Source organism: Streptomyces sp. NPDC045470 (assembly GCF_040646595.1).
Classification (GTDB): Bacteria; Actinomycetota; Actinomycetes; order Streptomycetales; family Streptomycetaceae; genus Streptomyces.
In genome coordinates this window covers 88,491-114,772 of sequence record NZ_JBEZAN010000006.1, presented here as the reverse complement: position 1 = coordinate 114,772, position 26,282 = coordinate 88,491, and the positions used below count along the sequence as shown (strand labels likewise).

Below are 26,282 nucleotides of genomic sequence, written 5' to 3'. Positions count from 1 at the left end.
AGATGCACCGGTCAGCGCTTGTACTTCTTGACGCTGCTGTCGTCGCGCGTCTCGTCCGCGTACTTCTGGATCTTGTTGATCGCTTCGTCGGGAGTCATCCGGCCCGCCATCATCTCGCCCAGCGCGCCGACGCCGATCTTCTCCTTCTGCAGGGCCACGTACCAGTCCTGGATCCGCGGGTTGACGATGTTCCGGCCGGCCTTCCGCAGGACCTGCTGCGCCGAGTCCAGGCCCGGGGGCAGGGTCAGGCCTTCCGTGCCGCCGTTGAGCGAGGTGAGCGAGGAGACCTGCTTGATGAAGTTCTGCGAGGACTTCTTGCTGAGCATGATGCGCAGCATCTCCATGCCGCCGGGGGCGTTCTTGGCCTGCTTGGGCACGATGAACGGTTCGCCGCCGGAGGCCCAGATCGTGCCGAACGGCATCTTGTCCGAGCCGGAGAGGCTGGACGGGGGGCCGACCGCGAGCTGGAAATCCGGGTTCTTCTCGATCTGCTTGGCCGACTCGTTCTCGACCCATGAGCCGTTGGGAATGAAGAGGGCGCTGCCCTCGGCCCACGCCTTCCCCGCCTGAAGGTGGTCCAGACCGGGCGAGCCCTTGAGGACGTACCCCTTCTTGTACAGCTCGTAGTACGCGTCGAAGGCCGCCTTGACCGCCGGGTCCTTCCAGGCGTTCGGCTCCAGGTTGTCGATCTTCCGCAGCACCTCCGTGCCGCCGATCTTGGCGATGAAGGGGTACAGGCTGAAGGGGAGGTAGTAGGGGTACTTGCCCGGGTAGACCCAGCCGGCCACACCCTTCTTCTTCGCCTTCTCGCACACGGCGAGCATCTCGTCCCACGTCTCGGGGTATTCGGCGTCGGCCACCTTCTGGAGGTTGGTCCTGGAATACCAGAGACCGTAGACCGTGTACGCGTAGTACAGGATCCAGGTTTCCTTGCCGCCGAACTGCCCCATCTCGACCACGCCGGGGCGCAGGGTGTCACGCACCTTCTTGTCCGGGTCGTCCGCCGACGGGGCGTCGAGCAGCGGCGTGAGGTCGGCGAGCTGGTTCTTGGAGACCAGCGTGCCGAAGTCCATCTGTTCGGCGCCGGAGTTGTCCACGAGATCCGGCGGGTTGCCTCCGTTGAAACGCGGCTGGAGCGTGGACTGGATCTTCTGGGTGGAGGTGAGCTTGACCTTGCCCTTGGTCTTCGGGAAGGCGACGATGTATTCGGCCTGGGCGTCCTTGGCGTACTTGTCGCCGAATCCGCCGTCGAAGATGACGACGTCGAGGGCGGCGCTGTCATTGACCGCCAGCGGATTCTTGGCGGACTTCTCCCCCTTTTCGACCTTCTCGCCGCCCCCACCGCCACTGCTGGCACACGCCGACAGCGCGCTCATGGCCGGTACGGTGACGATTCCGAGCGCCGCGGCCCGCTTGATCAGGTCGCGACGGCTGAAATTCGAGGTGGATCCCATGCGCAAGTCCTCGCCTTCTTCAGGACTCAGGCGGTGTACCGGAGCCACCCCGGCACCGCGGGTCAGATGAAGCTGAGTTGTACGGGATGTGCACCGGGCGCGCTAGGGATGTGCGGGGCCGATTTCTTGTGCTGCCTCGCAGGTCCTCCCGGGTCCGGGACGTCGTTCGCACAGACGCTCGGACGCCGACAGGTATAGTCCACTTCACGTCAACTCGGCAAGATCGTAAGCAAGTTCGGGCCGCCATCTTTCCCGAGTTGAGACCTCGCCGGTATGCACCGCTTCCGCCACGGACTTCCGGCCGCCGCGCGCAGGGCCACCCTTGACAACAAAGGCCCCACCCACCTTACTTATCCCTGCATTATGTAGCTGACAACGATGTCACCTTCGTTGGAATGCCAACTCCGTCGAGAGGTACGCGCGTGCGGCTCAGACACCGGCACAGACCCCTGCCCGGCACGGCCCGCCCCGTCGCCCTCGCGGCCGCGGCCCTGCTCGTCCTGACGGCCTACTCCCCCGCCGTCGCGGCCCCGCCCCAAAAGCCCCCGGCCCCCCGGGCGTTCAGCTCCTCCTTCGAGGCCGGTGATCCGCTGCCGGACTGGCGGGACACCGTCGAGACCGGTCCGGACGGCACCGCGAAGACCTCCGGGGTCGGCCCGGAAAGCGGCCCGGGCACCGGGATGAGCAGCCACCCCGACTCGGGCCCCACCGCCTCCCCCACCGCCAGGGCGAACGCGGGCTTCAGCGGGCTGCGGGCCCTGCGGTACGCGGGGACGCACACCGCGGCCGGCCGCGGCCACTCGTACAACAAGGTCTTCGACGTCGACGTGCCCGTCACCCGCGCGACCTCCCTCTCGTACCAGGTCTTCCCCGAGATGGCCGCCACCGACCTGGGCTACCCCGCGACCCACGTCGCGCTCGACCTGGCCTTCACCGACGGCACCTACCTCAGCGAGCTGCGCGCCACCGACCAGAACGGCGCCCCGCTGACCCCGCGCGGCCAGGCCGACGCCAGGACGCTCTACGTCAACCAGTGGAACCACCGCCAGTCACGCATCGGCGAGGTGGCGGCGGGCAAGACCGTCGACCGCATCCTGGTCGCGTACGACGCGCCCGCCGCGCCGAAGACCACGCCGGTCTTCCGCGGCTGGGTGGACGACATCACGCTCGGCCCCGAGGCCCGGCAGAAGCCGCCCGCCCACCTCTCCGACTACGTGGCGACCACCCGCGGCACGAATTCCAGCGGCAGCTTCTCGCGCGGCAACACCTTCCCCGCCACCGCCGTGCCGCACGGCTTCAACTTCTGGACGCCGGTGACCAACGCCGGCTCCACGGACTGGCTGTACGAGTACGCGCGGAAGAACAACGCCGACAACCTCCCCACCCTCCAGGCGTTCGCCGCCAGCCACGAACCCAGCCCCTGGATGGGCGACCGGCAGACGTTCCAGGTCATGCCGTCCACCGCCGCGGGCACGCCGGACGCCGGACGCACCGCCCGCGCCCTGCCCTTCCACCACAGCAACGAGACCGCGACGCCGCACCATTACGGCGTCACCTTCGACAACGGCCTCAAGGCGGACATCGCCCCGACCGATCACGCCGCGCTGATGCGCTTCACCTTCCCCGGCGACGACGCGAACCTGATCTTCGACAACGTCAACAACAACGGCGGGCTCACCCTCGACGCCGCGCGCGGCGTCGTCACCGGCTTCTCGGACGTCCGGAGCAACCTGTCCACCGGCGCCACCCGGCTGTTCGTGTACGGCGTGCTCGACGCGCCGGTCACCGCGGGCGGCAAGCTGAGCGGCGGCGGAGGCCCGGACGTCACCGGCTACCTGAAGCTGCGGCCCGGCGCGGACCGGACGGTCACGCTGCGCATCGCCACCTCCCTGATCGGCGTCGACCAGGCGCGCGCGAACCTGGAGCGGGAGATTCCGGCGAGCGACTCCTTCGAGCGGGTCCGGGACCGCGCCCGCGCCCAGTGGGACGGCATCCTCGGGCGCATCGAGGTCGAGGGCGCGAGCCGGGACCGCCTCGTCACCCTCTACTCCAACCTCTACCGGCTCTACCTCTACCCCAACTCCGGGTACGAGCAGGTGGGCGCGCGCACCCGGTACGCGAGCCCGTTCTCGCCGCGGACCGGTCCGGACACCCCGACACACACCGGGGCGAAGATCGTCGACGGTGAGGTGTACGTCAACAACGGCTTCTGGGACACCTACCGCACCACCTGGCCCGCCTATTCCCTGCTCACGCCGGAGCAGGCGGGGAAAATGGTCGACGGATTCGTCCAGCAGTACAAGGACGGCGGCTGGATCTCCCGCTGGTCCTCGCCCGGTTACGCGGATCTGATGACCGGTACCAGCTCGGACGTCGCATTCGCCGACGCGTACGCGAAAGGCGTGCGGTTCGACGCCGTCGCCGCCTACGACGCGGCGGTGAAGAACGCCACCGTCGCCCCGCCCAGCCCCGGTGTCGGCCGTAAGGGCATGACCACCTCGCCCTTCCGCGGTTACACGAGCACGGACACCAAGGAAGGCATGTCCTGGGCCCTGGAGGGATATCTCAACGATTACGGCATCGCCCGTATGGGACAGGCGCTGTACGAGAGGACGAAGAAGCCGCGGTACAAGGAGGAATCCGCCTACTTCCTCAACCGCGCCCGCAACTACGTCAAGCACTTCGACAGCGAGGTCGGATTCTTCCAGGGCAAGGACGCGGCCGGGAACTGGCGGCTGCCGCCCGACCGGTTCGACCCGCGCGTCTGGGGCCACGACTACACCGAGACCAACGCCTGGACCTTCGCCTTCGCCGCCCCCCAGGACACCCGTGGCCTGGCCAACCTGTACGGCGGCCGGGCGGGCCTGGCCGAGAAGCTGGACGCCTACTTCGCCACCCCGGAGACCGCGGCGAAGGAATTCGCCGGCTCGTACAACAACGTCATCCACGAGATGACCGAGGCCCGGGACACCCGCATGGGCATGTACGGACACAGCAACCAGCCGTCGCATCACATCGCGTACGCCTACGACGCCGCCGGACAGCCGTGGAAGACGCAGGAAAAGGTCCGTGACGTCCTCTCCCGGCTCTACCTCGGCAGCGAGATCGGCCAGGGATATCCGGGCGACGAGGACAACGGTGAGATGTCCGCCTGGTACGTCTTCAGCGCGCTCGGGTTCTATCCGCTGGTGATGGGGTCGCCCGAATACGCGGTCGGCTCGCCGCTGTTCACCAAGGCCACCCTCCACCTGGAGAACGGCCGCGACCTGGTCGTCAAGGCACCGCGCAACAGCGACCGCAATGTGTACGTACAGGGTCTGCGGGTCAACGGAAAGCCGTGGCACTCCACCGCACTGCCGCACGCCCTGCTCGCCCGCGGCGGCACCCTGGAATTCGCGATGGGCCCGCGCCCGTCCTCCTGGGGCACCGGCAAGAACGCGGCGCCGTCGTCCGTCACCCGCGACGACCGGGTGCCCGCACCGGACGGCGACCTGACCGTGCCCGGCGGCAGCCCGCTCCTGGACGACACGTCGGACACCGCCGCGTCCTTCACGACGCTCCCGGTGTCCCTCCCGTCGGCGGCGCGGGTGACCTCGTACACCCTCACCTCGGCGGCGCGGGCGGACGCGCCCGCCTCCTGGGTGCTGGAGGGCCGGGACCGGCACGGGAAGTGGCGGACCGTCGACCGGCGGACGGCCGAGTCCTTCACCGCGGACCGGCAAACCCGAGTATTCACGGTCGAAGCGCCCGGCACCTACACCGATTACCGTCTGATTCCGTCAAGCCGCGCCAGACTTGCGGAAGTTGAGCTCATCGGGCCAGACAAACGGACTTAACGGACTAATTCATCAGACCAGCCGCAAACCAGTTGACATGTGAAGGGCTTGTGCAAAGATCCTGAGGATCCCGCGACGCACCTCATGTGGGTGCGTCGCGTCTCATCACATGGCAAATGGAGAATTACGTGGCCAAACTTCCCGGCCGTAAGCGCGGACGCGCCCTGACGCGTCTGGCTGTCGCGGCGGTCGCCGCCGCCCTGGTCGGCACCAGTGCCTCAGCCGCGGTGGCGGACACGCCGGCGCCGGTCCCGGCCCCGGTCAAGAAGCTCGACATCGGCGCAGTGACGCAGACGGCGCCGAAGGCCCGTGCCTCGGCCCGTGTGCAGGCCCAGGACGCGCCGGTCTTCGGCCTCTTCGGCATCGAGCGCTCTTCCGGTTTCCTGTACCACTACGACCCGAACGGCACCGGCGGTCTCGACGAGCGCCTGTTCGCCGGAGCCGACTGGGACCTGCTCAAGGCCGCGGCCCCGGTCGACCACAACGGCGACAGCCGGGGTGACGGCCTCTGGGCCTGGGACTACGCCGGCAACCTGTACTACTCCGACGCCCAGACCGAGGACGAGGCCCGGACGATCGGCAGCGGCTGGAACATCTACGACAAGGTCCTGTCGCCGGGCAACCTGGGCGGCGGCGCCGCGTACGACATCCTCGCCCGCGACAACTCGGGCGTGCTGTGGCTCTACCTCGGCTACGACAACGGCAAGGTCGACCCGCGCGTCAAGGTCGGCGCCGGGTGGGGTGGCTACACCCAGATCTCCGGCAAGGGCGACCTGACCGGCGACGGCAGGGCCGACATCGTGGCCCGGGACTCCTCCGGTGTGCTGTGGCTCTACAAGGGCACCGGCAACTACAAGGCGCCCTTCTCTCCCCGTGTCAAGATCGGTGCGGGCTGGAACGCGTACAACGCCCTGGTGTCCACCGGTGACGTGGACATCGACGGCCAGGCGGACCTGCTCGCCCGTGGCAACGACGGCAAGCTGTGGCTGTACAAGGGCACCGGCAACGCGTCGGCTCCCTTCGCGCCGCGCAAGCAGCTCGGTTTTGGCTACAACATCTACAGCTGGATGTTCTAGTCCGTAAGGACACCGGCAGCCGGGAGACTCCTGTCGCCCCGGCCGCCCGCCGGTGAGGTGGTGGTGCGGCGCGTCCCTCCGGGGCGCGCCGCACCGCTGTTTCGGCGCTCGGAGGCAGCCGGGCGACGCCGCAGAGATACGACGAGGGCCGCACCCCGGTCGAGGGTGCGGCCCTGGTCGCGTCACCCGCGCGCGTACGCGGCAGGCGTGCTGCTTACTTGCGGATCAGCGAGCGCAGCACGTACTGCATGATGCCGCCGTTGCGGTAGTAGTCCGCCTCGCCGGGGGTGTCGATGCGCACCTTGGCGTCGAACGCGACATCGCCTGCCTTGACCTTGACGGTCTCCGGGATGCCGCCGTCGTTCAGCGCGGTGACGCCGGTGATGTCGAAGGTCTCCTCGCCGGTCAGGCCCAGCGACTGCGCCGAGGCGCCCTCCGGGAACTGGAGCGGCAGTACGCCCATGCCGATGAGGTTCGAGCGGTGGATGCGCTCGTAGGACTCGGCGATGACGGCCTTGACGCCGAGCAGCGCGGTGCCCTTGGCGGCCCAGTCGCGGGACGAGCCGGAGCCGTACTCCTTGCCGGCCAGGATGACCAGCGGGATGCCGGCCGCCTGGTAGTTCTGCGACGCGTCGTAGATGAAGGAGACCGGGCCGTCCTCCTGCGTGAAGTCACGCGTGAAGCCGCCCTCGGTGCCCGGCGCGATCTGGTTGCGCAGGCGGATGTTGGCGAACGTGCCGCGGATCATGACCTCGTGGTTACCGCGGCGCGAGCCGTAGGAGTTGAAGTCGCGGCGCTCGACGCCGTGCTCCGTGAGGTACTGGCCGGCCGGGGTGTCGGCCTTGATCGCACCGGCCGGGGAGATGTGGTCGGTGGTGACCGAGTCGCCCAGCTTGGCCAGGACGCGGGCGCCCTGGACGTCGGAGACCGGGCTGGTCTCCATCGTCATGCCCTCGAAGTACGGGGGCTTGCGGACGTAGGTGGACTGCGGGTCCCACTCGAAGGTGTTGCCGGTGGGGATCGGCAGCGCCTGCCACTGGGCGTCGCCCGCGAAGACGTCCTCGTACGACTTGGAGAACATGTCCTCGCCGATGGCGTTGGCCACGACGTCGTTGACCTCGGCCTCGGAGGGCCAGATGTCCTTGAGGTAGACCGGGTTGCCATCCTGGTCGGTGCCGAGCGCCTCGGTGGTGATGTCCACCTTCATGGAGCCGGCGATGGCGTACGCGACGACCAGCGGCGGGGACGCCAGGTAGTTCATCTTGACGTCGGGGTTGATCCGGCCCTCGAAGTTGCGGTTGCCGGAGAGCACCGAGGTGACCGCGAGGTCGGCCTCGTTGATCGCCTTCGAGATCTCCTCGTCCAGCGGACCGGAGTTGCCGATGCAGGTGGTGCAGCCGTAGCCGACCAGGTTGAAGCCCAGCTTGTCCAGGTAGGGCGTCAGGTTCGCCTTGTCGAAGTAGTCGGTGACGACCTTCGAGCCGGGGGCGAGGGTGGTCTTGACCCAGGGCTTGCGGGACAGGCCCTTCTCGACCGCCTTCTTGGCCACCAGCGCGGCGGCGACCATGACGTAGGGGTTCGAGGTGTTGGTGCAGGAGGTGATCGCGGCGACGGTGACGGCGCCGTGGTCGATCTCGTAGGTCGAGCCGTCGGCGGCGGTGACCAGGGTCGGCTTGGTCGGCGTGCCGTTGGAGACCGCCGGGGCGTCGGAGGCCGGGAAGGACTCCTTGCCCGCCTCGTCCAGGTCCGCCTCGCTGACGTAGTTGCGCACGTCCTGCGCGAACTGCTGGGCGGCCTCGGCCAGGATGATGCGGTCCTGCGGGCGCTTCGGGCCGGCGATCGACGGGACGACCGTCGACAGGTCCAGCTCCAGCTTCTCGGAGAAGTCCGGCTCGGCGGCCGGGTCCAGCCACAGACCCTGCTCCTTGGCGTAAGCCTCGACCAGGGCGACCTGCTGCTCGGAGCGGCCGGTCAGCTTGAGGTAGTTCAGCGTCTCGTCGTCGATCGGGAAGATCGCGGCGGTGGAGCCGAACTCCGGCGACATGTTGCCGATGGTGGCGCGGTTGGCCAGCGAGGTGGCGGCGACGCCCTCGCCGTAGAACTCGACGAACTTGCCGACGACGCCGTGCTTGCGCAGCATCTCGGTGATGGTCAGCACCAGGTCGGTGGCGGTGGTGCCGGGCTTGAGCTCACCGGTCAGCTTGAAGCCGACGACGCGCGGGATGAGCATGGAGACCGGCTGGCCCAGCATCGCGGCCTCGGCCTCGATGCCGCCGACGCCCCAGCCCAGCACGCCCAGGCCGTTGACCATGGTGGTGTGCGAGTCGGTGCCGACGAGGGTGTCGGGGTAGGCCTGACCATTGCGGATCATGACCGTACGGGCCAGGTGCTCGATGTTGACCTGGTGGACGATGCCGGTGCCGGGCGGGACGACCTTGAACTCGTCGAAGGCGGTCTGGCCCCAGCGCAGGAACTGGTAGCGCTCCTTGTTGCGGCCGTACTCCAGCTCCACGTTCTGCTGGAAGGCGTTGGCGGTGCCGAACTTGTCGGCGATGACCGAGTGGTCGATGACCAGCTCGGCCGGGGCCAGCGGGTTGATCTTGGCCGGATCGCCGCCGAGCTCCTTGACGGCCTCACGCATCGTCGCGAGGTCCACGACGCACGGCACACCGGTGAAGTCCTGCATGATCACGCGGGCCGGCGTGAACTGGATCTCCTGGCTGGGCTGCGCCTGGGAGTCCCAGCCGCCCAGCGCACGGATGTGGTCGGCGGTGATGTTCGCGCCGTCCTCGGTGCGGAGCAGGTTCTCCAGCAGCACCTTCAGGCTGTAGGGAAGGCGGGCGGAGCCCTCGACCTTGTCCAGCCTGAAGATCTCGTACGACTCGTCGCCCACGCGCAGCGTGCTGCGGGCGTCGAAGCTGTTCGCCGACACGACAGTCTCCTTCAATGCATGATTCGCGCGTACCACCGCAATCCTGCCGTCACAGATCCTTGCCGATCAGCTAAGGTAAGGCTAAGTTAGGCAAGCCTCACTAGCGCGGCAGCGGTACGCCTCCCGGCAGATATCTCGATGTCGAGATAACTCTAGTACATCCCCGCCGCGCGGTCATGCGCGCCCGGCCGTCCAGGACAGGCGGACATCACCCCCGAACCACCCGAATTCGGCCAAAAATTAGGTTAGGCTAACCTTCTCTGCGTGAAGGCCGGTGAAGAACTCCCCCAGGCCGCGCAGTCCCGCGGCCACACCCTGACCGCCACGGACATCACCGTGGCGTACGACGGTGTCGACGTCGTGCACGACGCGTCCCTGCGGCTCTCGCCGGGGCAGGTGACCGTACTGGTCGGCCCCAACGGCAGCGGCAAGTCGACGCTGCTGCGGACCGTGGCACGGTTGCAGCGGGCGCGGAACGCGGCACTGACCCTCGGCGAGGAGACGGACGGATTCGCGCTCTCCCCCCGCGCGTTCTCGCGGCGGGTGGCGCTGCTGCCCCAAGGGCGGCCCACACCCAGCGGGCTGACCGTCCGGGACGTCGTGGAGTTCGGGCGCTACCCGTACCGGGGGCGCTGGGGCCGGGCCGACCCGGACGGGCCCGCGGCGGTGGAGCGGGCGCTCCGTCTGACCGGGGTCGCCGACCTGGCCGAGCGCGGTGCCGAGCACCTCTCCGGCGGCCAGTTGCAACGGGTGTGGCTCGCGGGCTGCCTCGCGCAGGACACCGGCGTACTCCTGCTGGACGAGCCGACGACCTACCTCGACCTGCGGTACCAGGTGGAACTCCTGGACCTGATACGGGACTTGGCGGACGACCACGGGATCGCCGTCGGTGTGGTGCTGCACGACCTGGACCAGGCGGCCGCCGTGGCCGACCGGATCGTGCTGCTCCGGTCCGGCCGGGTGACCGCCGACGGAACGCCCGAGGACGTCCTCACCCCGCAGCGGCTGACGGACACCTACGGCATCCGGATCGAGGTCTCCACCGACCCGTCGACCGGACGGCTGCGCACCCGCGCGATCGGCCGGCACCACACCCGGCGGCCGCCGCACGGCGACACGACACGGAACAAGAAGCACAACGCGCACGACGCGCACAGTGAAAGGCTCGGTGCCACCTCATGAGACGACTCCTCCTCACCGTCGCGGCGGCCACCGCCGCCGCGCTCACCCTGGGGGCGTGCGGCACCGCCGAGCCCGCCACCGACCAGGCGAAGAAGACCGCAGGACACCTCACCCTCACCGGCGCCTCCGGGACGAAGGTGGAGCTGGACGGGCCCGCCAAGAAGGTCGTCGGGACCGAGTGGAACGTCGTCGAGCACCTGGTGGCGCTCGGTGTCGCACCGGTCGGCATCGCCGACGTCAAGGGATACAAGTCCTGGGACAAGGCCATGCCGCTGAAGAACGAGCCGAAGGACATCGGCACCCGCGGCGAGCCGAGCATGGACACCGTCGCCTCGCTCGCGCCCGACCTCATCGTCGCCACCAGCGACCTGCCCAAGGCCGCCCTCACCCAGCTACGGAAGATCGCCCCGGTGCTGGACCTGAAGTCCGCCGACGCCACCGACCCGATCGGGCAGATGACGCGGGACCTGGACCTGATCGCCCGGGCCACCGGCACCACGGAGCAGGCCGGCAAGCTGAAGAAGGGCTTCGAGGCGAAGCTCACGGCGGGCCGGCAGGAACTGGAGAAGGCCGGGCGCAAGGGCACCGCGTTCGCCTTCGCCGACGGCTACGTGGACGGCAGCCAGGTCACCATCCGGCCGTACACCGGCGGTTCGCTGGTCGGCGCGGTGAACGAGAAGCTCGGGCTGAGGAACCCCTGGACCATGAAGGGCGACCCGGCCTACGGGCTCGGCACCACCGACGTCGAAGGGCTGACCAAGCTCGGTGACGTGCAGTTCGCGTACATCGGCAGCGACGACGACAAGACCAGCAACCCGTTCACCGGGGCGCTCGCCGACAACGCGGTCTGGAAGTCGCTCCCGTTCGTGAAGGCGGGCAAGGTGCACCGGCTGCCCGACGGTGTGTGGATGTTCGGCGGCACCGCGTCGATGGAGTCGTACGTGGACTCCGTCGTCGCCGCGCTGAAGAAGTGACGGCGAGGCGCGCGTAGACATCATGGCCGTCACCACCACCGCTCCCCCTGCCCCCGCCACGGCGGCGTCCCGGAAAGGCGGCGCGGCGGCGGTGACGGCTGTGCTCGTCCTGCTGATCGCCGCCCTCGCCCTCGTCGACATCGCACAAGGCACCTCCGGCGTCGGCGCCGCGGAGGTGTGGAAGGCGCTCACCGGACAGGCCGACGCGGCGGACGCCTCCGTCGTCGTCGCTTCCCGGCTGCCGCGGATGGCCGCCGGGCTCTTGGTCGGCGCGGTGCTCGGCATGGCGGGCGCCGCCCTCCAGGCCGTCAGCCGCAATGTGCTCGCCGCGCCGGACACCCTCGCGGTCAACGCCGGTTCCTACTTCTCCCTCGGGCTGGTCGCCGCGACCGGCGTCTCCCTGCCGCTGCTCGCCTCCTCCGGCGTCGCCTTCGTCGGCGGCCTGGCGGCCGCGGCCCTCGTCCTCGGACTGTCCGGTCTCGGCGCCGGAACCGTACGGCTGGTACTGGCCGGCAGCGCGCTGACCCTCGGCCTCAGCTCCGTCACGGAGGGACTGCTGCTGCTGTTCCCCGAGCAGACGGAGGGGCTGTACGCCTGGAACCAGGGCAGCATCGCGCAGAACGGTTTCGGCGGGGTGCTGTGGATGCTGCCGCTCGCCGTCGCCGGACTGGCCGGGCTGCTGCTCGTCGCCCGCCGGGTCGACGCCTTGGCGCTCGGCGACGACGCCGCGCGGGGACTGGGCGTCTCCGTGCGCGCCACCCGGGTCACCGCCGTCGTCCTGGCCGCGCTGCTGTCCGCCACGGCCGTCACCCTCGCCGGGCCGATCGGCTTCGTCGGGCTGAGTGCCCCGGCCGTCGTCCGCCTGCTGGCGCGCCGCTACCGCGGCCTCTCCCGGACGCGCGCGAACGTGACGCGGTCCGCGCTCACCGGCGCGGTCCTGGTCCTCGGCTCGGACGTCGCGCTGCGGGCGCTGGTGCCGGCCGACGTGGCGGTGGCCGTGCCGACCGGCGTGGTCACGAGCCTGGTCGGCGCCGTCTTCCTGGTGGTGCTGGCGACCCGCGGCCGGGACACCGGCGCCGCCGCCCCGCCCGACCGGCTGCACATCCGCAGCCGGACCGTCTTTTTGACGGTGGCCGGGACGCTGGTGGCGGCGCTGATCGCCGTGACGGTCGCATCCGTACTGCTCGGCGACTCCAAGCTGCTGCTCGGCGACGTCCTGAACTGGGCGCAGGGCCGAGCCGGCCGGGTCGTCTCCTTCGTCCTCGACACCCGGGTGCCACGGGTGCTCGCCGCCCTCCTCGCGGGCGCCGCCCTCGCCCTGGCCGGCACGCTGGTCCAGGCGGTGACCCGCAACCCGCTGGCCGAACCGGGCGTCATGGGCGTCTCCGGCGGCGCCGCGCTGGGCGCGGTGGTCCTGGTGACGACCGCGCCCGAGGCCGGGCCGACGGGCCTCGCCGCCGCCGCTTTCGCGGGCGCCGCCGTCGCCTCCGCGCTCGTCTTCGGGCTGTCGGCGCGCGGCGGCTTCCGGCAGAACCGCCTGGTGCTGGTCGGCATGGGCGTCGCCACCGCGAGCGCCGCCCTGATCAGCCTGCTCATCGTCCTCACCGACCCGTTCAACGCCACCAAGGCGCTGACCTGGCTGTCCGGTTCGACGTACGGGCGGACGCTGCCCGACCTGCTGCCGCTCGCCGTCGTCCTCGCGGTGGGCGTCGCCGTGGCCCTAGCCCGGCGCACCGAACTCGACCTCGTCTCGCTCGACGGGGACACCCCGCGGCTGCTGGGACTGGGCGTGCCCGGGGCGCGCCTCGGCTTCCTGGCGCTGGGCGTCCTGCTGAGCGCGGCGGCCGTCGCCGTGACCGGCACCATCGCCTTCGTCGGCCTGGTCGCCCCGCACGCGGCGCGTGCGCTGGTGGGCCGCCGGCACGTACGGGTGGTGCCGGTGGCGGTACTGCTGGGCGCGGTGCTGGTCGGTACGGCGGACATGGTGGGCCGGACGGTGATCGCCCCGGCCCAGCTCGGCGCGGGCCTGCTCACGGCGGTCATCGGCACGCCGTACTTCCTGTGGCTGCTGATCCGGACCCGGTCCTCGGCCCGGTAGCGGCACGAGGCCCGGCCACGTGCCGGGGCGGACGGCGGGCGGTGTACGCGACGGAGGCGACGCGTACACCGCCCACCCGCTTCTGCCCGGCCGGCTTCCCGCCCTCTGCCCGCCATCGCTCCGGCCCGCGCCCTCATGCCGCTGCCCACCCGCGGGGATCACTAGCGCCCGCACCATCCGGCCGTTCCCTAAGCTTCCGCAAACTTCCCTAACCTTCCCTATTGCTCCTCCGGGTAGGGGAGGTTAGAGTCCTTGCGTGAACGACCGCTTCTACTCCGTCGACCAAGTAGCCGAGCACTTGGGCCTGCACGTCCGCACCGTCCGCAATTACGTGCGGGACGGGCGGCTCGCCGCGGTCCGCATCGGCAAGCAGTACCGCATCGCGCACGAGGACCTGGAAGCCTTCACCGGCCGCCCGGTCCCGGCCGCCCCCGGGGAACCGGCCGGGGGGCCGCTGCACAGCGAGGTGTCGGGCATCGTGGAGATCGACGCGGTCGACCGCCGGACCGCCGACCGGCTGTCCACCCTCTTGACCAGCGCGGCGGCCCATCGCGGCCCCGGCGACCGGCCGCTGCGGATCGAGACGGTGTACGACCCGGAGCGGGCCCGGATGAAGGTCGTGATTCTCGGCGGTCTGGCGGACACGGCCCGGCTGTTCGACTACATGGAGGGAGTGCTCGCCTCGTGAGCACGCGCACGGGCACCGACCCGCACACAGCCACGCTCTACAAGTCGGCGGCCGGGGAGCGCGAGATCCGGCGGCGCTACCTGGAAGCCCTGGACGACTGGCCCGTCTCCACCGAACGGATACGGGTGCCGACCCGCGAGGGCGAGACCTTCGTGCTCGTCTCCGGGCCGCCGGACGCACCTCCGGTGGTCCTGCTGCACGGCTCGGGGGCCAACGCGACCATGTGGCAGGACGATGCCGCCACCTGGTCGCGGCACTTCCGTACGTACGCCGTCGACGTCATCGGCGAACCGGGCCTGAGCGCGCCGTCCCGCCCGCCCCTGGCCTCCGACGCGTACGCCCGGTGGCTGGACGAGGTACTGGACGGACTGGGCATCTCGGCCGCCTCCTTCGTCGCCACCTCCTTGGGCGGCTGGCTGGCCCTGGACTACGCCACCCGCCGCCCCGGCCGGGTGTCCCGCCTGGCCCTGCTGTGCCCCGGCGGCCTGGGAAAGCAGCGGATGGGGCTGCTCTTCAAGTCCCTGCTGCTGCGGCCGTTCGGGCGCTGGGGGGTTCACCGGACGGTGCGCAGCGCCACGGGGCTGTACACGCCCGAGGCAAGGCCGGTCCTCGACCAGGTGGTGCTGACGTTCACCCAGTTCAAGCCCCGCAGGGATCGGCTGCCGCGGTTCTCGGACGACGCGCTGCGCGGCCTGGACGTCCCCGTGCTGCTGATCGCCGGTACCGACGACGCCTTCTTCGACTCGGCGGAGACCGCCCGTCGCGTACGGGAGAACGTTCCGGACGCGACGGTGCGGCTGCTGCCCGGGGTCGGGCACGCGGTCCTCGGGCAGACGGACGCTGTGGCGGAGTTCCTGCGGGGGTGAGGAGGCGCGGGGGCGGGGTACGGGGGCGCGGGTTACGGGCACGTCATGCGACGCCCGTCCACGCGTCAGCTCCGAACGCGCCCTTCACGTCGGACGCGACGGTGGCGGCGTCCACCGTGGCCTGGAGGGCGTACACGGTCGTCCTGCGAGGGCCGCGGACGCTGAGGTGGACCGGGCTGTCGCCGGGGTGGTCCGCGAGGATACGTTTCAGCTCCCGGACGGACTCTTCGGTGATCCGGTGGGCGGGGAGGGCCAGCCGCACGGGCGGGCGGCCGCCGTGCTCGGCGGAGGACACGTCCAGTACCGCGAGTTCCTTGCCGAAGACCTGCACGGTTCCGTCCCGCTCCTCGGCCCTGCCCCGGACGGAGACGACGTTGTCCTCGGCCAGGGCGTGCTGCACGAGCTGGTAGGCGGCGGGGAAGAAGAGCACTTCGACGGCGGCGTCGCGGTCCGTGAGCTGCACGACGGCCCAGGCGTTGCCCTGTCGGGTCACCTTGAGCTGGATGCCGGTGATCAGCCCCGACAGCCGCACCTCTGCGGTGGTGCGGCCGGAGGCGAGCAGTTCGGCGATGGAGTGGTCCCGGGCGCCGGCGAGGATGTGTTCGGCGCCGTCCAGCGGGTGGGCGGAGACGTAGAGGCCGAGCATGTCGCGTTCGGTCGACAGGAGCTGCCTGCGGGGCCACTCCGTGTCGTCGACGGGGAAGTCGAGACCGAAGACCGGCCCGCCGCCCCCGCTCCCGTCGCCGTCTCCGCCCAGACCGGCGAAGAGATCGCCCTGTCCGTGACTCGCCGCCTTCTTGACGGGGATGACCGCGTCGACGGCGTCCTCGTGGACGGCCGCGAGGCCCTTGCGGGAATGCCCCAGGGAGTCGAACGCGCCGGCCTTGATCAGGGATTCCACGGCCCGCTTGTTCAGTGCGGGCAGGCCGGCCTTGCCGAGGAAGTCGGCGAAGGAGGTGAACCTGCCTTCCCGGCGGCGCGCGTCGACGACGGCCGCGATGACGTGCTCGCCGACGTTGCGTACGGACCGCAGCCCGAACCGTACGTCGTCGCCGACGGCGGTGAACTCGGCGACGGACTCGTTCACGTCCGGCTGGAGGACGCGGACACCGTTCTTGCGGGCGTCGGCGAGATAGACCGCGGCCTTGTCCTTGTCGTCACCGACCGAGGTGAGCAGCGCGGCCATGTACTCGGCCGGGTAGTTGGCCTTGAGGTAGGCGGTCCAGTACGAGACGAGTCCGTACCCGGCGGTGTGGGACTTGTTGAACGCGTAGCCGGAGAACGGCAGCATGACGTCCCACAGGGCCTTGACGGCTTCCTCGCTGAACCCGTTGCTGCGCATACCGTCGTGGAACTTGTCCCACTCGGCGGCCAGTACCTCCGGTTTCTTCTTGCCCATCGCACGGCGCAGCAGGTCGGCGCCGCCGAGGGTGTACCCGGCCAGCTCCCGGGCGATGGCCATGATCTGCTCCTGGTAGACCAGCAGGTGGAAGGTGTTGCCGAGGATCGGCTCCAGGGCGTCCCGCAGTTCGGGGTGGATCGGGGTGATCTCCTGGCGGCCGGTCTTGCGGTGCGCGTAGTTGGTGTGCGCGTCGGCCGCCATGGGGCCGGGCCGGTAGAGGGCGTTGACCGCGGCGATGTCCTCGAAGCGGGTGGGTTCCATCTGCCTGAGCAGGACGCGCATGCCGCCGCCGTCGAGCTGGAAGACACCGAACGTGTTGCCCTCGGCCAGCAGCCGGTACGTCTTCGGGTCGTCCAGCGGGATCACGACGGTGACCGGGTCGCCGTCCAGGGGGTCCACGGTGGCCAGGCTGACGCCCCGGTTCTCCCGGATGTTCTCGATGGCCTGGTCGATCACGCCCAGGTTCCGCAGGCCCAGGAAGTCCATCTTGACCAGGCCCATGGCCTCGCAGGACGGGTAGTCGAATCCGGTGATCTTCACGCCGTCCGCGGCGCGCATGTGCAGCGGGATGCGGTCGGTGAGCTTCGTCTTGGACAGGATCACCGCGGCGGCGTGCACACCGGTACCGCGGGTGAGGCCCTCCACCCCGCGGGCGGTGTCGACGACCCGCCGCACGTCCGGCTCACTCTCGTACAGGCGCCGGATCTCGGCGGCCTCCGCGTACCGCTCGTGGGCGGGGTCGAAGACGGCGGCCAGCGGGGCCGGTTTGCCGTTCTGGTCCGGCGGGAGCGCCTTGGTGATCCGCTCGCCGTGGGCGTAGGGGTAGCCCAGGATGCGCGAGGAGTCCTTGATCGCGTTCTTGGCCTTGATCCTGCCGAAGGTGTTCACCATGGCGGTGTACTCGTCGCCGTACTTCTCGGTGACGTAGCGGACCATCCGGTCGCGCTGCCGGTCGTCGAAGTCGAGGTCCACATCCGGCGGGTTGATGCGCTCGGGGTTCAGGAACCGTTCGAAGAGCAGGCCGTGCTCCAGGGGGCACAGCTCGGTGATACGGGTGGCGTAGGCGACGAGGGAGCCGGTGGCCGAGCCGCGGCCCGGACCGAGCGGGATCCGGTGCTGCCGGGCGTGGCGGCAGATGTCCGCCACGACGAGGAAGTAGGAGCTGAAGCCCATCGGGCCGATGACCGACATCTCCGTCTCGAAGCGCTCCAGGATGTGCGGGGGCACCGGACTCCCGTACCGCATCGCGAGCCCTTCGAGGACTTCCTTGCGCAGCCACGACTCCTGCGTCTCGCCCTCGGGCACGTCCGGGAACCGCGGCATCTCGTCGACGTGGTCGAAGACCTCGTCGTAGGACTCGACGCGCTCGGCGACCAGCAGGGTGTTGTCGCAGGCCGCCGGCAGTTCCGCGAAGAGGGCGCGCATCTCGGCGGCGCTCTTGAGGTGGTAGCCGGAGCCGTTGAAGCGGAAGCGGTTCGGGTCGTCCTTGTTCTTGCCGACACCGATGCACAGCAGGCTGTCGTGGGCGTCGGCCTGGTCCTCGGTGACGTAGTGCGCGTCGTTGGTGGCCAGGAGGGGAAGGTCCAGGTCCTTGGCCAGGCGCAGCAGGTCCTCCCTGACCTCCCGCTCGATGTCCAGGCCGTGGTCCATCAGCTCCAGGAAGTAGTGCTCGCGGCCGAAGATGTCCTGATAGGCCGCGGCGGCGGCCCTCGCCTCGGCGTACTGGCCCAGCCGCAGGCGGGTCTGGATCTCGCCGGAGGGGCAGCCGGTGGTGGCGATGATGCCCTCCGGACGTCCGGCGATCAGCTCGCGGTCCATGCGCGGCTTCCCGGCGGGGAACTGGCCCTCGTAACTGGCCTGCGTACTGAGCCGGAACAGGTTCCGCAGGCCCTGGCTGTTCCGCGCCCACATGGTCAGGTGGGTGAACCGGCCGCCACCGGAGACATCCTTCGAACCCTCCCCGTCCGCGCCGACGGCACGCCGGCCTCCCGGCCCCCAGAACTCCTGCTTCCGTACGAACCGGGACGAAGGCGCCACGTACGCCTCGATGCCGATGATCGGCCTGATGCCCTCGAAGCCCTTGGCGACCTGCGCGAACTCATAGGCCCCGAACATGTTGCCGTGATCGCTCATGGCGATCGCCGGCATGCCCTGCCGGGCCACCTCGCCGAACATCGGCCGCAGCTTCTGCGCGCCGTCCAGCATCGAGTACTCGGTGTGATTGTGCAGGTGGACGAAGGAATCCGGCACCGGTGCATCGCCTCCGGGAGGGAGCCAAGGGGGGAGCCTGCCAAACCGCAGGTTGATCGCCGCACATCAAAGCGAGCGCGGAGAGCCTGGATCAAGCAACCAGGTGGCCGCCCATGCTCAACGATCGGTTGTCCGCCCAGGCCGTCCGTCCGCCTAGGATGTCGGCGTGGATCTCACTGCCGTACGCACCTTCGTCGCCGCCGCGGACGCGGGACAGTTCCAGGAAGCCGCCGCCGACCTGTCGATCACCCCGCAGGCCGTTTCCAAGCGCATCGCCGTACTGGAGAAGGACCTCGCCGTGCCGCTGTTCAGCCGTACGGCCCGCGGGGCCCGGCTCACCATCGACGGGCAGGCGTTCCTGCCGTACGCCCGTGCCCTCCTCCAGGCCGAGGAACGGGCCGCCGCCTCGGTACGGCCGGGGCGGCGGGCGCTGCGCGTCGACGTGATCGGCCGCCGGGTCTCGGTCGCCGGGCTGCTGCGCGGCTTCCACCGTGCGCATCCCGGGACCGAGCTCGACGTGGTGACCCTGTTCGACTCCGACGCGGCCATCGCCGCCGTCCGGTCCGGGGCCATCGACGCGACCTTCCGCGCCGTGACCATGCCGGGCCGGCGGCTTCCCGACGAGGTGCGGGCCACGCCGGTCTTCGACGAACCGCTGATGCTGTTCACCGGACCGGCGCACGAGTTCGCCACCGCCCGCGCGGTCACGCCCGCCCAGCTCGCCGGGTGCCGGATCTGGATGCCGGGCAACATGCCCGGCACCGAGTGGGCCGCCTACTACGACGAACTCGCCGCCGCCTTCGGTTTCACCGTCGAAGCGACCGGCCCCCACTTCGGTATCGAGCACCTCCTCGACACCATCGCGGCCTCCTCGACCCTGGCGACCTTCGTCAGCGAGCAGACTCCCCTGGTCTGGCCGGCCGGCCACGACCTGCGCAGCATCCCCCTGCACGACCCGACCCCGGTCTACCCGCACTCACTGGTCTGGCGCACCGACAACCCGCACCCCGCCCTGACCGCGCTGCGCGACCACCTCACGTCCGCGTACCCCGGGCCCCCCGAGAGCGGGGTGTGGATGCCGGAGTGGGCGCTTCAGGCCCGCAGCCAGGTGTAGACGGCGGTGCGGGCGCCGAACTTCGCGTAACGGCAGACCCGTTCCTTGAACACGGCCGCGGCGCGCCCGGCGAAGTAGAGCCGCCGCGCCGTACCGTCCCCGCGGTCGACCTGGAGCAGCCCGTCGCGGCGGCCCAGGCTCACCCCCTGCCCGGTGTACCCCATGGCGTACGGCTTGGGCCGGCGCCCCTGGACCGTCCGTGCCAGCGTGTCCGCCGCGTGTGCGCCCTGCGGCATGGCCGTCGCACAGGCCGCCCGCGCGCCGGGGACCGCCGCGCAGTCACCGACCACGAAGATCCGCGGATCGGTGACGCTGCGCAGGAATCCGTCGACCACCGCACGTCCGGCGCCATCCACCTCCAGTCCGCTACGGGCAGCCAGATCGGGCACGCTCCCGATGACCGCCCACAGCGTGAGGTCGGAGGTGAACCGCCGGCCCGCCCGGAGATGCACCATGTCGCCACCGCCGTCCCCGGCGCCGGGGACGACCCGCGTGACCGTGTCTTCCACGACCTCCGCGCGCAACCGCTCCAGCCCCGTACGCACGCGCTTCCGCGCCCCCGCCGACAGGCTCGCGCCGATTGTCCGCCCCACGAGGCGCACACGGAGGTCGGGCCGCCCGAAGGCGATCTCGGCGGCCGTCTCGATGCCCGTCAGGCCGCCGCCGACGACGGTCACCGCTGCCCCGCCGGGCAGCTCGGCCAGCGCGGCCCGCGCCTTCTGCGCCCCCTCCCAGGTCCCCACCGCGACGGTGCCCGGCTGCGGTACGGCCGTGCTGCCCACCGCGAGGAACAGGTGGTCGAAGGCGAGGCTCGTCCCGTCGTCGAGAGCGACCTGCCCGTCACCGATCTTGTCGACGGTGCCCACCCGCGTCGTGATCCCTTCGCCCAGCATGGAGGCCAGCGGAACCGCCGCGGCTCCGGTCCCCGCGACCTGCTCGTGCAGCCGTACCCGTTCGACGAAGTCCGGCCGGGGGTTGAGCACCGTGATCTCCGCCGACTTCACCTTCTTGGCCAGCCGGTTCGCCGCGATCGTCCCCGCGTAGCCGGCTCCCACCACCAAGACCTTCATGTGCGCCTCCCGTTGTGTCGTCACTTCACACACGGGACGGCTCCGGGCCACGCATCTGTGACAGCGGGCCCGAGTGAACTGCGTCACCCGCGGCCGTCACGGGACGGAGCGCCGCGGCCCCTCCCCTACCTCGTCGACAGCCTCGTCCGGACCAGCGTCACGACTTCGTCGTCCGTGAGGCCGAGGGTGCGGGCCTCGGCCACCAGTTGGCCCACCTGTTCGGTGAGGCGTACGCGGGCCGGGGAGGCGTCGCCGGTCACCACGGCGCCACGGCCGCGGCGGAGTTCGATCAGGCCCTCGTCCTTCAGCCGCTGGTAACCGCGCAGCACCGTATGGACGTTGACGCCCAGGGACTCGGCGACCGCACGGGCCGCGGGCAGCCGTTCGCCGGACTTCACGGAGCCTTCGGCGAGCGCGCCGCGTACCGAGGCGGCGATCTGGTCACCGAGCGGGACCGGGGAGGTGTGGTCGACACGGAAGAGCACATCAGCCTCCTTGGCCGGGGCCGGTCGCGGGGCCGGCGCCGGTCGCGGGGGTCCGGGCCGCGAGCCCGTTCAGGAGTGCCGCCGCGGTGGCCGCGTCGTCGACGGTCACCACGAACGCGCGGCCGTTCGTCAGCCGCAGCGCCAGCGCCTCGCCGGCACGCAGCACGATGCCGCTGCGCCCGGACCGCATCCGGTACCCCCAGCCGCCGAAGTCGATCAGTGGGTTGATCCGCTGGACACCCGCTTCGGCCACACGGGCGAGGGGAATACGCAGACGGGGACGCGGTACCACGGGCGAGGCGACGGTCAGACCATGGTGGTCGACGGTGACCCGTACACCCGCGAACGCGACACAGAGCAGACACGCGACGGCGAAGGCGGCCGCCCCGGCCCAGCTCCCCGAGATGCCGATGAACACACCGGCGACGAGGAGCCCGGGGCCGAGGGCGAGCAGGGCGGGCGAACCGACGGTCCGCGACCAGCTCGCCCGCTCTCCGTCCGCGAGGGTGAGGGGCGGCGTGCTCCGTGACGGCCCGGCCACCTTGTCCGCCCGTACCCGGTCGGGTCCGGCGCACAGCCACCCCACCCCGCCGCTGAGTACCGCCACTCCCAGGGCCACACCCAGATGCTCCAGAGGAAGCCGGACCGCCGACGCGTCACCGGCGTCCGCGTTCGCCAGCAGGCTCGACACCCCCAGACAGCCGAACAGGCCCGCCAGTGCGTAGCCGACACCGATCGCCCAGCGCAGGGCGCCCGCCGCTCCGTTGTAGAGCACCAGTACGCCGATGACGACACCGAAGACGAGTGGCGTCACCGACCACGTCATGAGGAAATCGGAGGCGGCGGCCGCACCGTCACCGGTGCCGTCGGCGCTGAAGTGCACGGCCAGCGGGTCGGGCAGCCGGTCGCGCAGCGTCCAGAAGACCGTGGTGACGGTCGCGAAGGCGAGGAGGAACGGCAGTACGGCGATCAGCGCCCGCCCGGGGCGACGCGCATCGGGCGGCCCGACGGCGGATCCGGCATGCACGGCATTCATGAGCACCCCCATCATTGTTTGCCTAGTAATAGAACAACTATAAGCCCGTCACAGATCAGCCGGTCATGGAGCCACCCCGCCGAAACCGGACCGGCACAACACGCCCTACCCCCACCCGACTGTTCGCCGATCTCATATCTGAGATACCGTCTTGCTCATGGCAGACGACTACCTCGTACGTATCGGCAGGCTCATCCGCGACGCGCGGCAGCATCGGGGCTGGACCCAGACGCAGCTCGCGGAGGCGCTCGGCACGAGCCAGAGCGCGGTCAACCGCATCGAACGCGGTAACCAGAACATCAGCCTTGAGATGATCGCGAGGATCGGCGAGGCCCTGGACAGTGAAATCGTCTCGCTCGGGTATGCGGGACCCATGCACCTTCGCGTCGTCGGTGGCCGGCGCCTGTCCGGAAGCATCGACGTCAAGACGAGCAAGAACGCGTGCGTGGCGCTGCTGTGCGCCACGCTCCTCAACGCGGGCCGCACCACGCTGCGCAGGGTGGCCCGCATCGAGGAGGTCTACCGGATCCTGGAGGTGCTGGGCAGCATCGGCGTCCGCACCCGCTGGATCAACGACGGCAACGACCTGGAGATCGTGCCGCCGGCCGAACTCGACCTGGACGCCATGGACACGGAGGCGGCGCGCCGCACCCGTAGCGTCATCATGTTCCTCGGTCCGCTGCTGCACCGCATGGACCACTTCAAGATCCCGTACGCGGGCGGCTGCGACCTCGGCACGCGGACGATCACGCCGCACATGACGGCGCTGCGCCACTTCGGCCTGGAGATCACCGCCACCGAAGGCACCTACCACGCGGACGTGGACCGCTCCATCTCCCCCGGGCGCGCGATCGTGCTGACCGAGCGCGGGGACACCGTCACCGAGAACGCGCTGCTGGCCGCGGCCCGCCACGACGGCGTCACCGTCATCCGCAACGCCTCCTCCAACTACATGGTCCAGGATCTGTGCTTCTTCCTGGAGGAACTGGGCGTACGGGTCGAGGGCGTCGGCACCACCACGCTGACCGTGCACGGCGTCGCGCGCATCGACCGCGACGTGGACTACGCCCCGTCCGAGGACCCCGTCGAGGCGATGAGCCTGCTGGCGGCAGCCGTCGTCACCGAGTCCGAACTGACGATCCGCCGCGTCCCGGTCGAGTTCCTGGAGATCGAACTCGCCGTCCTGGAGGAGATGGGCCTCAACCACGAACGCAGCGCGGAGTACGCCGCCGACAACGGCCGCACCCGCCTGATCGACCTGACGGTCCGCCCCTCCAAGCTCCAGGCCCCCCTGGACAAGATCCACCCCATGCCGTTCCCCGGCCTGAACATCGACAACGTCCCGTTCTTCGCGGCCATCGCGGCCAGCGCCCAGGGCCAGACCCTGATCCACGACTGGGTCTACGACAACCGCGCCATCTACCTCACCGACCTCAACCGCCTCGGCGCCCAGGTCAAACTCCTCGACCCGCACCGCGTCCTCGTCGACGGCCCCACCCGCTGGCGCTCCGCCGAAATGATGTGCCCGCCGGCCCTGCGCCCCGCGGTCGTCATCCTGCTGGCGATGATGGCGGCGGAAGGCACGTCCGTCCTGCGCAACGTCTATGTCATCAACCGGGGTTACGAGGATCTGGCGGAGCGGCTGAACTCGATCGGGGCGCAGATCGAGATCTTCCGCGACATCTGACGGGACGGTGCCGCCGCGCCCTGCCTGACCTGCATGTATGCGGGTCAGGAGGGGGTGCGGCGGCTCCTCTGGTACTACGGCGCCACCCCGCGCTTGGAGTTCACCGGCCGGGGCCGGCTTCCGCTCTTCCTTTACCGGCGAGAAGCTCACCGAGAGTCGGGGCCACGAGGCCGTCGCGACCGCCCTGCCCGCGGTCTGTGCGGGCGCCCGCTGTTCACCTGCGTTCCCGTACGGGACGCCCCGCCGCGCCATCACGTGGTCGTCGGGGGAGTCGCCGACCTCGGCTCGGCCGGCCTGGAGTCCTTCGCCAGGGACATCGGCACCGCCCTGCGTCGCGTCGAACACCACTGGCTGTAGCGGCCGGGACATACTCGACCACCTGGCAGAGCAGGGGCTGCTCACGACCACCACGGAACCGGGGTTGACGCTCGTCCCCGTATCGACCGGGGCCGGTGCGGCCCGATGAGCGCGGCGACAGCACGTTCCCAGGGCCGTACGGCTCTCTCGCTCACCACCTCCGACGGCCCCGAACTCGCGCTTCACCACCGGGCACCCCGGCGCCCACCCACCGCGGCCGTGTTCCGCATCTGGCCAATGACATCCTGACGGCCCGTCACTTCACCGCGTATACCCGCTCGGTGAGGGTGCGTGCACCTGCGCGGCGGAACCTGGGACACGGCGTCAACCGCGCGTCCGCTCTTGCTCAGCCGGTCGCGTCTGGGCCAATCAAAGCTGTACGAACCAGAGTCCGGGCGACAGAGATGGCGGCAGGCCACTCCTCCGTTCGAGCGAGTCGCCCCACGCGGTATGCCCTCCGTTCAAAGATCCACGGCGACCCACAAGATCTGCGGCAGCAGACCACCCTTCTCTTACTCGGCCGACGGCGCCGAAATGGGCAAACTCATGGTCGCAGAAGGGCTCGGCGCCGCCGTCCTACCTGACTACAGCGTGCACGACGATCCACTGGAACGAAGCGGCACCATCACCTACCGCCCCCTCGCCGACGACAACACCGGATTCCGCGTCATGCTCCAGCGACGTCACGCACACACGGCACGCACAGCCGCGCACGACCTGCACAGCACCCTTGTACGCCAAGCCGAAAGGCGACGCGCAAACCTGCCTGCACGAAGGAAAAGACAACGATGAGATCTTCGTCGCCCCCCGCAGGCCGCGTCTTCAGCGAGGCGCCGGGGATCAGCCATGCTCCGACAGATCCGATGCCTTGTGGCGAGAAGGATCCGAGCAGACACAGGGGCTGAACAGACGGAAAGGACGAGCCGAAAACCCGCGCAGGGACGCTTGAACCCGCGCAGGGACGCTTGCGCGCACTGGCCGGGCGCTGTGGTCTGCCCGTTTGGTAACCTTTACTTACCAGCCCTGGTAAGTAAAGGTTACCAAGGAGGTAGTGTCATGAATCCGGTCCCTCAGCAGGCCCTTGAAGCGGTCGGCCGGGCCCGCGACACCGAACTGGCGGTGCGCATCGGCAACAAGGCCCGCGCCGCGCTCGCCCACGAACGCACCGCCTTGGCGGCCCTGGCCGCGGCCGACGCCGGCGCCTCTCACCGCGCCATCGCCGCGAAGATGGACATCTCCCATGTCGCCGTCGGCGCCCTGATCGCCAAGGCCCGGGCGCTTCCGCCTCTCGTGGAAGGGCGCGTCGGCCGCAGCCCGCTGGGCATCGCCATGCGCTACGCCGCCGGCGAGATCGACCGGGACACCCTTGTCCAGGCGCTGGCCACCTGGCCCTACGCCCCGCGCGCGCTCCCTGTGGGACTGCCCGACGGCGGGGCCGCGCTGCCGGTACCGGGCGCCTTCGACGAGGTGCGCGGCGCACTGGAATACGGCTACATCGACCAAGACGTGTACGACGCGATCCTGCGCCGTCGCGCTGAGCAGCGGTAACGCCCGGACCGAGCTTCCTGGCGCACCCGGAGAAGGTGTCCGCAACGGGGCGGTGGTCGTTGCGCAGGGTGGCGGTGTCACGCTGCCTGCCCTGATCTCCAGGCAGCCCAGGCCCTCAGCCGCCGCCTGACCGGTCCATACCTCGACGGCCTGTCGGCACGAAGGCGCGCTGTCGAAGGCTCTCCGGCTGCTCTGCTGGGCGACGGGGTCCAGGCGAGCGGCCCCGT

17 protein-coding genes and 1 pseudogene are annotated in these 26,282 nt (G+C 70.3%); 12 read left to right on the top strand and 6 right to left on the bottom strand.

The features are described 5' to 3' along the window. Window positions 1-11: 11 nt before the first annotated feature. Window positions 12-1,454: an N-acetylglucosamine/diacetylchitobiose ABC transporter substrate-binding protein gene (ngcE, locus tag AB0A97_RS19735; RefSeq protein WP_361151349.1), complete on the bottom strand. Its 1,443-nt coding sequence runs from the start codon at window positions 1,452-1,454 to the stop codon at window positions 12-14. Between the two features lie 422 nt (window positions 1,455-1,876). On the opposite strand from ngcE, the gene AB0A97_RS19730 reads away from it, so the two are divergent. Both AB0A97_RS19730 and AB0A97_RS19725 read left to right on the top strand, forming a co-directional pair. Then, window positions 1,877-5,290 (top strand): GH92 family glycosyl hydrolase, encoded by a 3,414-nt coding sequence (locus tag AB0A97_RS19730; RefSeq protein WP_361151347.1) that lies wholly within the window; start codon window positions 1,877-1,879, stop codon window positions 5,288-5,290. Window positions 5,291-5,418: 128 nt separating this feature from the next. Next, the gene (locus tag AB0A97_RS19725; RefSeq protein WP_361151345.1) at window positions 5,419-6,366 is read left to right on the top strand and encodes a VCBS repeat-containing protein; all 948 of its coding nucleotides are present in this window, start codon (window positions 5,419-5,421) and stop codon (window positions 6,364-6,366) included. A gap of 214 nt (window positions 6,367-6,580) precedes the next feature. On the opposite strand, the gene acnA is transcribed toward AB0A97_RS19725, so the two are convergent. After that, entirely contained in the window at window positions 6,581-9,298 is a 2,718-nt protein-coding gene (gene acnA, locus AB0A97_RS19720; protein ID WP_361151343.1) for an aconitate hydratase AcnA, read from the bottom strand. Between the two features lie 264 nt (window positions 9,299-9,562). On the opposite strand from acnA, the gene AB0A97_RS19715 reads away from it, so the two are divergent. The 5 genes from AB0A97_RS19715 to AB0A97_RS19695 all read left to right on the top strand — a co-directional run bounded on the left by AB0A97_RS19715 (window position 9,563) and on the right by AB0A97_RS19695 (window position 15,106). Continuing rightward, window positions 9,563-10,480 (top strand): ABC transporter ATP-binding protein, encoded by a 918-nt coding sequence (locus AB0A97_RS19715; protein ID WP_361151341.1) that lies wholly within the window; start codon window positions 9,563-9,565, stop codon window positions 10,478-10,480. Then, window positions 10,477-11,454, top strand: coding sequence for an iron-siderophore ABC transporter substrate-binding protein (locus AB0A97_RS19710; protein WP_361151339.1), 978 nt, complete (start codon window positions 10,477-10,479; stop codon window positions 11,452-11,454). The genes AB0A97_RS19715 and AB0A97_RS19710 overlap by 4 nt, the downstream gene beginning before the upstream one ends. Before the next feature lie 22 nt (window positions 11,455-11,476). Further along, window positions 11,477-13,552: an iron ABC transporter permease gene (locus tag AB0A97_RS19705; protein WP_361151337.1), complete on the top strand. Its 2,076-nt coding sequence runs from the start codon at window positions 11,477-11,479 to the stop codon at window positions 13,550-13,552. 256 nt (window positions 13,553-13,808) lie between these two features. Further along, window positions 13,809-14,240, top strand: a complete 432-nt coding sequence (locus AB0A97_RS19700) for a helix-turn-helix domain-containing protein (protein WP_361151336.1) — start codon at window positions 13,809-13,811, stop codon at window positions 14,238-14,240. Next, window positions 14,237-15,106: an alpha/beta fold hydrolase gene (locus AB0A97_RS19695; RefSeq protein WP_361151334.1), complete on the top strand. Its 870-nt coding sequence runs from the start codon at window positions 14,237-14,239 to the stop codon at window positions 15,104-15,106. Before AB0A97_RS19700 ends, AB0A97_RS19695 begins: the two co-directional genes overlap by 4 nt. 43 nt (window positions 15,107-15,149) lie before the next feature. Here AB0A97_RS19695 and dnaE read toward each other — a convergent pair whose 3' ends face one another. Continuing rightward, complete coding sequence (gene dnaE / locus AB0A97_RS19690) at window positions 15,150-18,758, bottom strand: DNA polymerase III subunit alpha (RefSeq protein ID WP_361151332.1); 3,609 nt, start codon at window positions 18,756-18,758, stop codon at window positions 15,150-15,152. 166 nt (window positions 18,759-18,924) lie between these two features. Here dnaE and AB0A97_RS19685 point away from each other — a divergent pair, with 166 nt between their 5' ends. Then, a complete protein-coding gene (locus tag AB0A97_RS19685; RefSeq protein WP_361151330.1) occupies window positions 18,925-19,872 on the top strand; it encodes a LysR family transcriptional regulator in 948 nt (315 codons plus the stop codon). Here AB0A97_RS19685 and AB0A97_RS19680 read toward each other — a convergent pair. The 3 genes from AB0A97_RS19680 to AB0A97_RS19670 form a co-directional block, all read right to left on the bottom strand. Beyond that, on the bottom strand, window positions 19,851-20,942 hold the full coding sequence (locus AB0A97_RS19680; protein WP_361151328.1) for an FAD-dependent oxidoreductase: 1,092 nt from the start codon (window positions 20,940-20,942) through the stop codon (window positions 19,851-19,853). The two genes, AB0A97_RS19685 and AB0A97_RS19680, sit on opposite strands and share 22 nt — an antisense overlap. Window positions 20,943-21,067: 125 nt before the next feature. Then, window positions 21,068-21,427 carry a GntR family transcriptional regulator gene (locus AB0A97_RS19675; protein ID WP_361151326.1) on the bottom strand — a complete coding sequence of 120 codons (360 nt, stop codon included), beginning with the start codon at window positions 21,425-21,427 and terminating at the stop codon, window positions 21,068-21,070. Window position 21,428: 1 nt separating this feature from the next. After that, window positions 21,429-22,463, bottom strand: coding sequence for a DUF1648 domain-containing protein (locus tag AB0A97_RS19670; RefSeq protein WP_361151324.1), 1,035 nt, complete (start codon window positions 22,461-22,463; stop codon window positions 21,429-21,431). A gap of 157 nt (window positions 22,464-22,620) precedes the next feature. Here AB0A97_RS19670 and AB0A97_RS19665 point away from each other — a divergent pair, with 157 nt between their 5' ends. The 4 genes and pseudogenes from AB0A97_RS19665 to AB0A97_RS19650 all read left to right on the top strand — a co-directional run bounded on the left by AB0A97_RS19665 (window position 22,621) and on the right by AB0A97_RS19650 (window position 26,055). After that, a complete protein-coding gene (locus tag AB0A97_RS19665; protein ID WP_361151321.1) occupies window positions 22,621-24,150 on the top strand; it encodes a UDP-N-acetylglucosamine 1-carboxyvinyltransferase in 1,530 nt (509 codons plus the stop codon). A gap of 33 nt (window positions 24,151-24,183) precedes the next feature. Next, on the top strand, window positions 24,184-24,507 hold the full coding sequence (locus AB0A97_RS19660) for a hypothetical protein (protein WP_361151319.1): 324 nt from the start codon (window positions 24,184-24,186) through the stop codon (window positions 24,505-24,507). A 501-nt stretch (window positions 24,508-25,008) separates the two neighbouring features. Further along, window positions 25,009-25,299 (top strand): annotated as a pseudogene (locus tag AB0A97_RS19655) (LysR substrate-binding domain-containing protein); the annotation flags it as partial. Window positions 25,300-25,563: 264 nt separating this feature from the next. Then, on the top strand, window positions 25,564-26,055 hold the full coding sequence (locus AB0A97_RS19650) for a hypothetical protein (protein WP_361151316.1): 492 nt from the start codon (window positions 25,564-25,566) through the stop codon (window positions 26,053-26,055). Window positions 26,056-26,282 lie beyond the last annotated feature (227 nt).

What these genes read in the sequence shown, in the direction of transcription:
- AB0A97_RS19670 (WP_361151324.1), bottom strand. Translation starts at nt 22,463, where the DNA reads ATGAATGCCGTGCATGCCGGATCCGCCGTCGGGCCGCCCGATGCGCGT.
- ngcE (WP_361151349.1), bottom strand. Translation starts at nt 1,454, where the DNA reads ATGGGATCCACCTCGAATTTCAGCCGTCGCGACCTGATCAAGCGGGCC.
- AB0A97_RS19705 (WP_361151337.1), top strand. Translation starts at nt 11,477, where the DNA reads ATGGCCGTCACCACCACCGCTCCCCCTGCCCCCGCCACGGCGGCGTCC.
- AB0A97_RS19665 (WP_361151321.1), top strand. Translation starts at nt 22,621, where the DNA reads ATGGCAGACGACTACCTCGTACGTATCGGCAGGCTCATCCGCGACGCG.
- AB0A97_RS19680 (WP_361151328.1), bottom strand. Translation starts at nt 20,942, where the DNA reads ATGAAGGTCTTGGTGGTGGGAGCCGGCTACGCGGGGACGATCGCGGCG.
- AB0A97_RS19650 (WP_361151316.1), top strand. Translation starts at nt 25,564, where the DNA reads ATGAATCCGGTCCCTCAGCAGGCCCTTGAAGCGGTCGGCCGGGCCCGC.
- AB0A97_RS19710 (WP_361151339.1), top strand. Translation starts at nt 10,477, where the DNA reads ATGAGACGACTCCTCCTCACCGTCGCGGCGGCCACCGCCGCCGCGCTC.
- AB0A97_RS19660 (WP_361151319.1), top strand. Translation starts at nt 24,184, where the DNA reads ATGTATGCGGGTCAGGAGGGGGTGCGGCGGCTCCTCTGGTACTACGGC.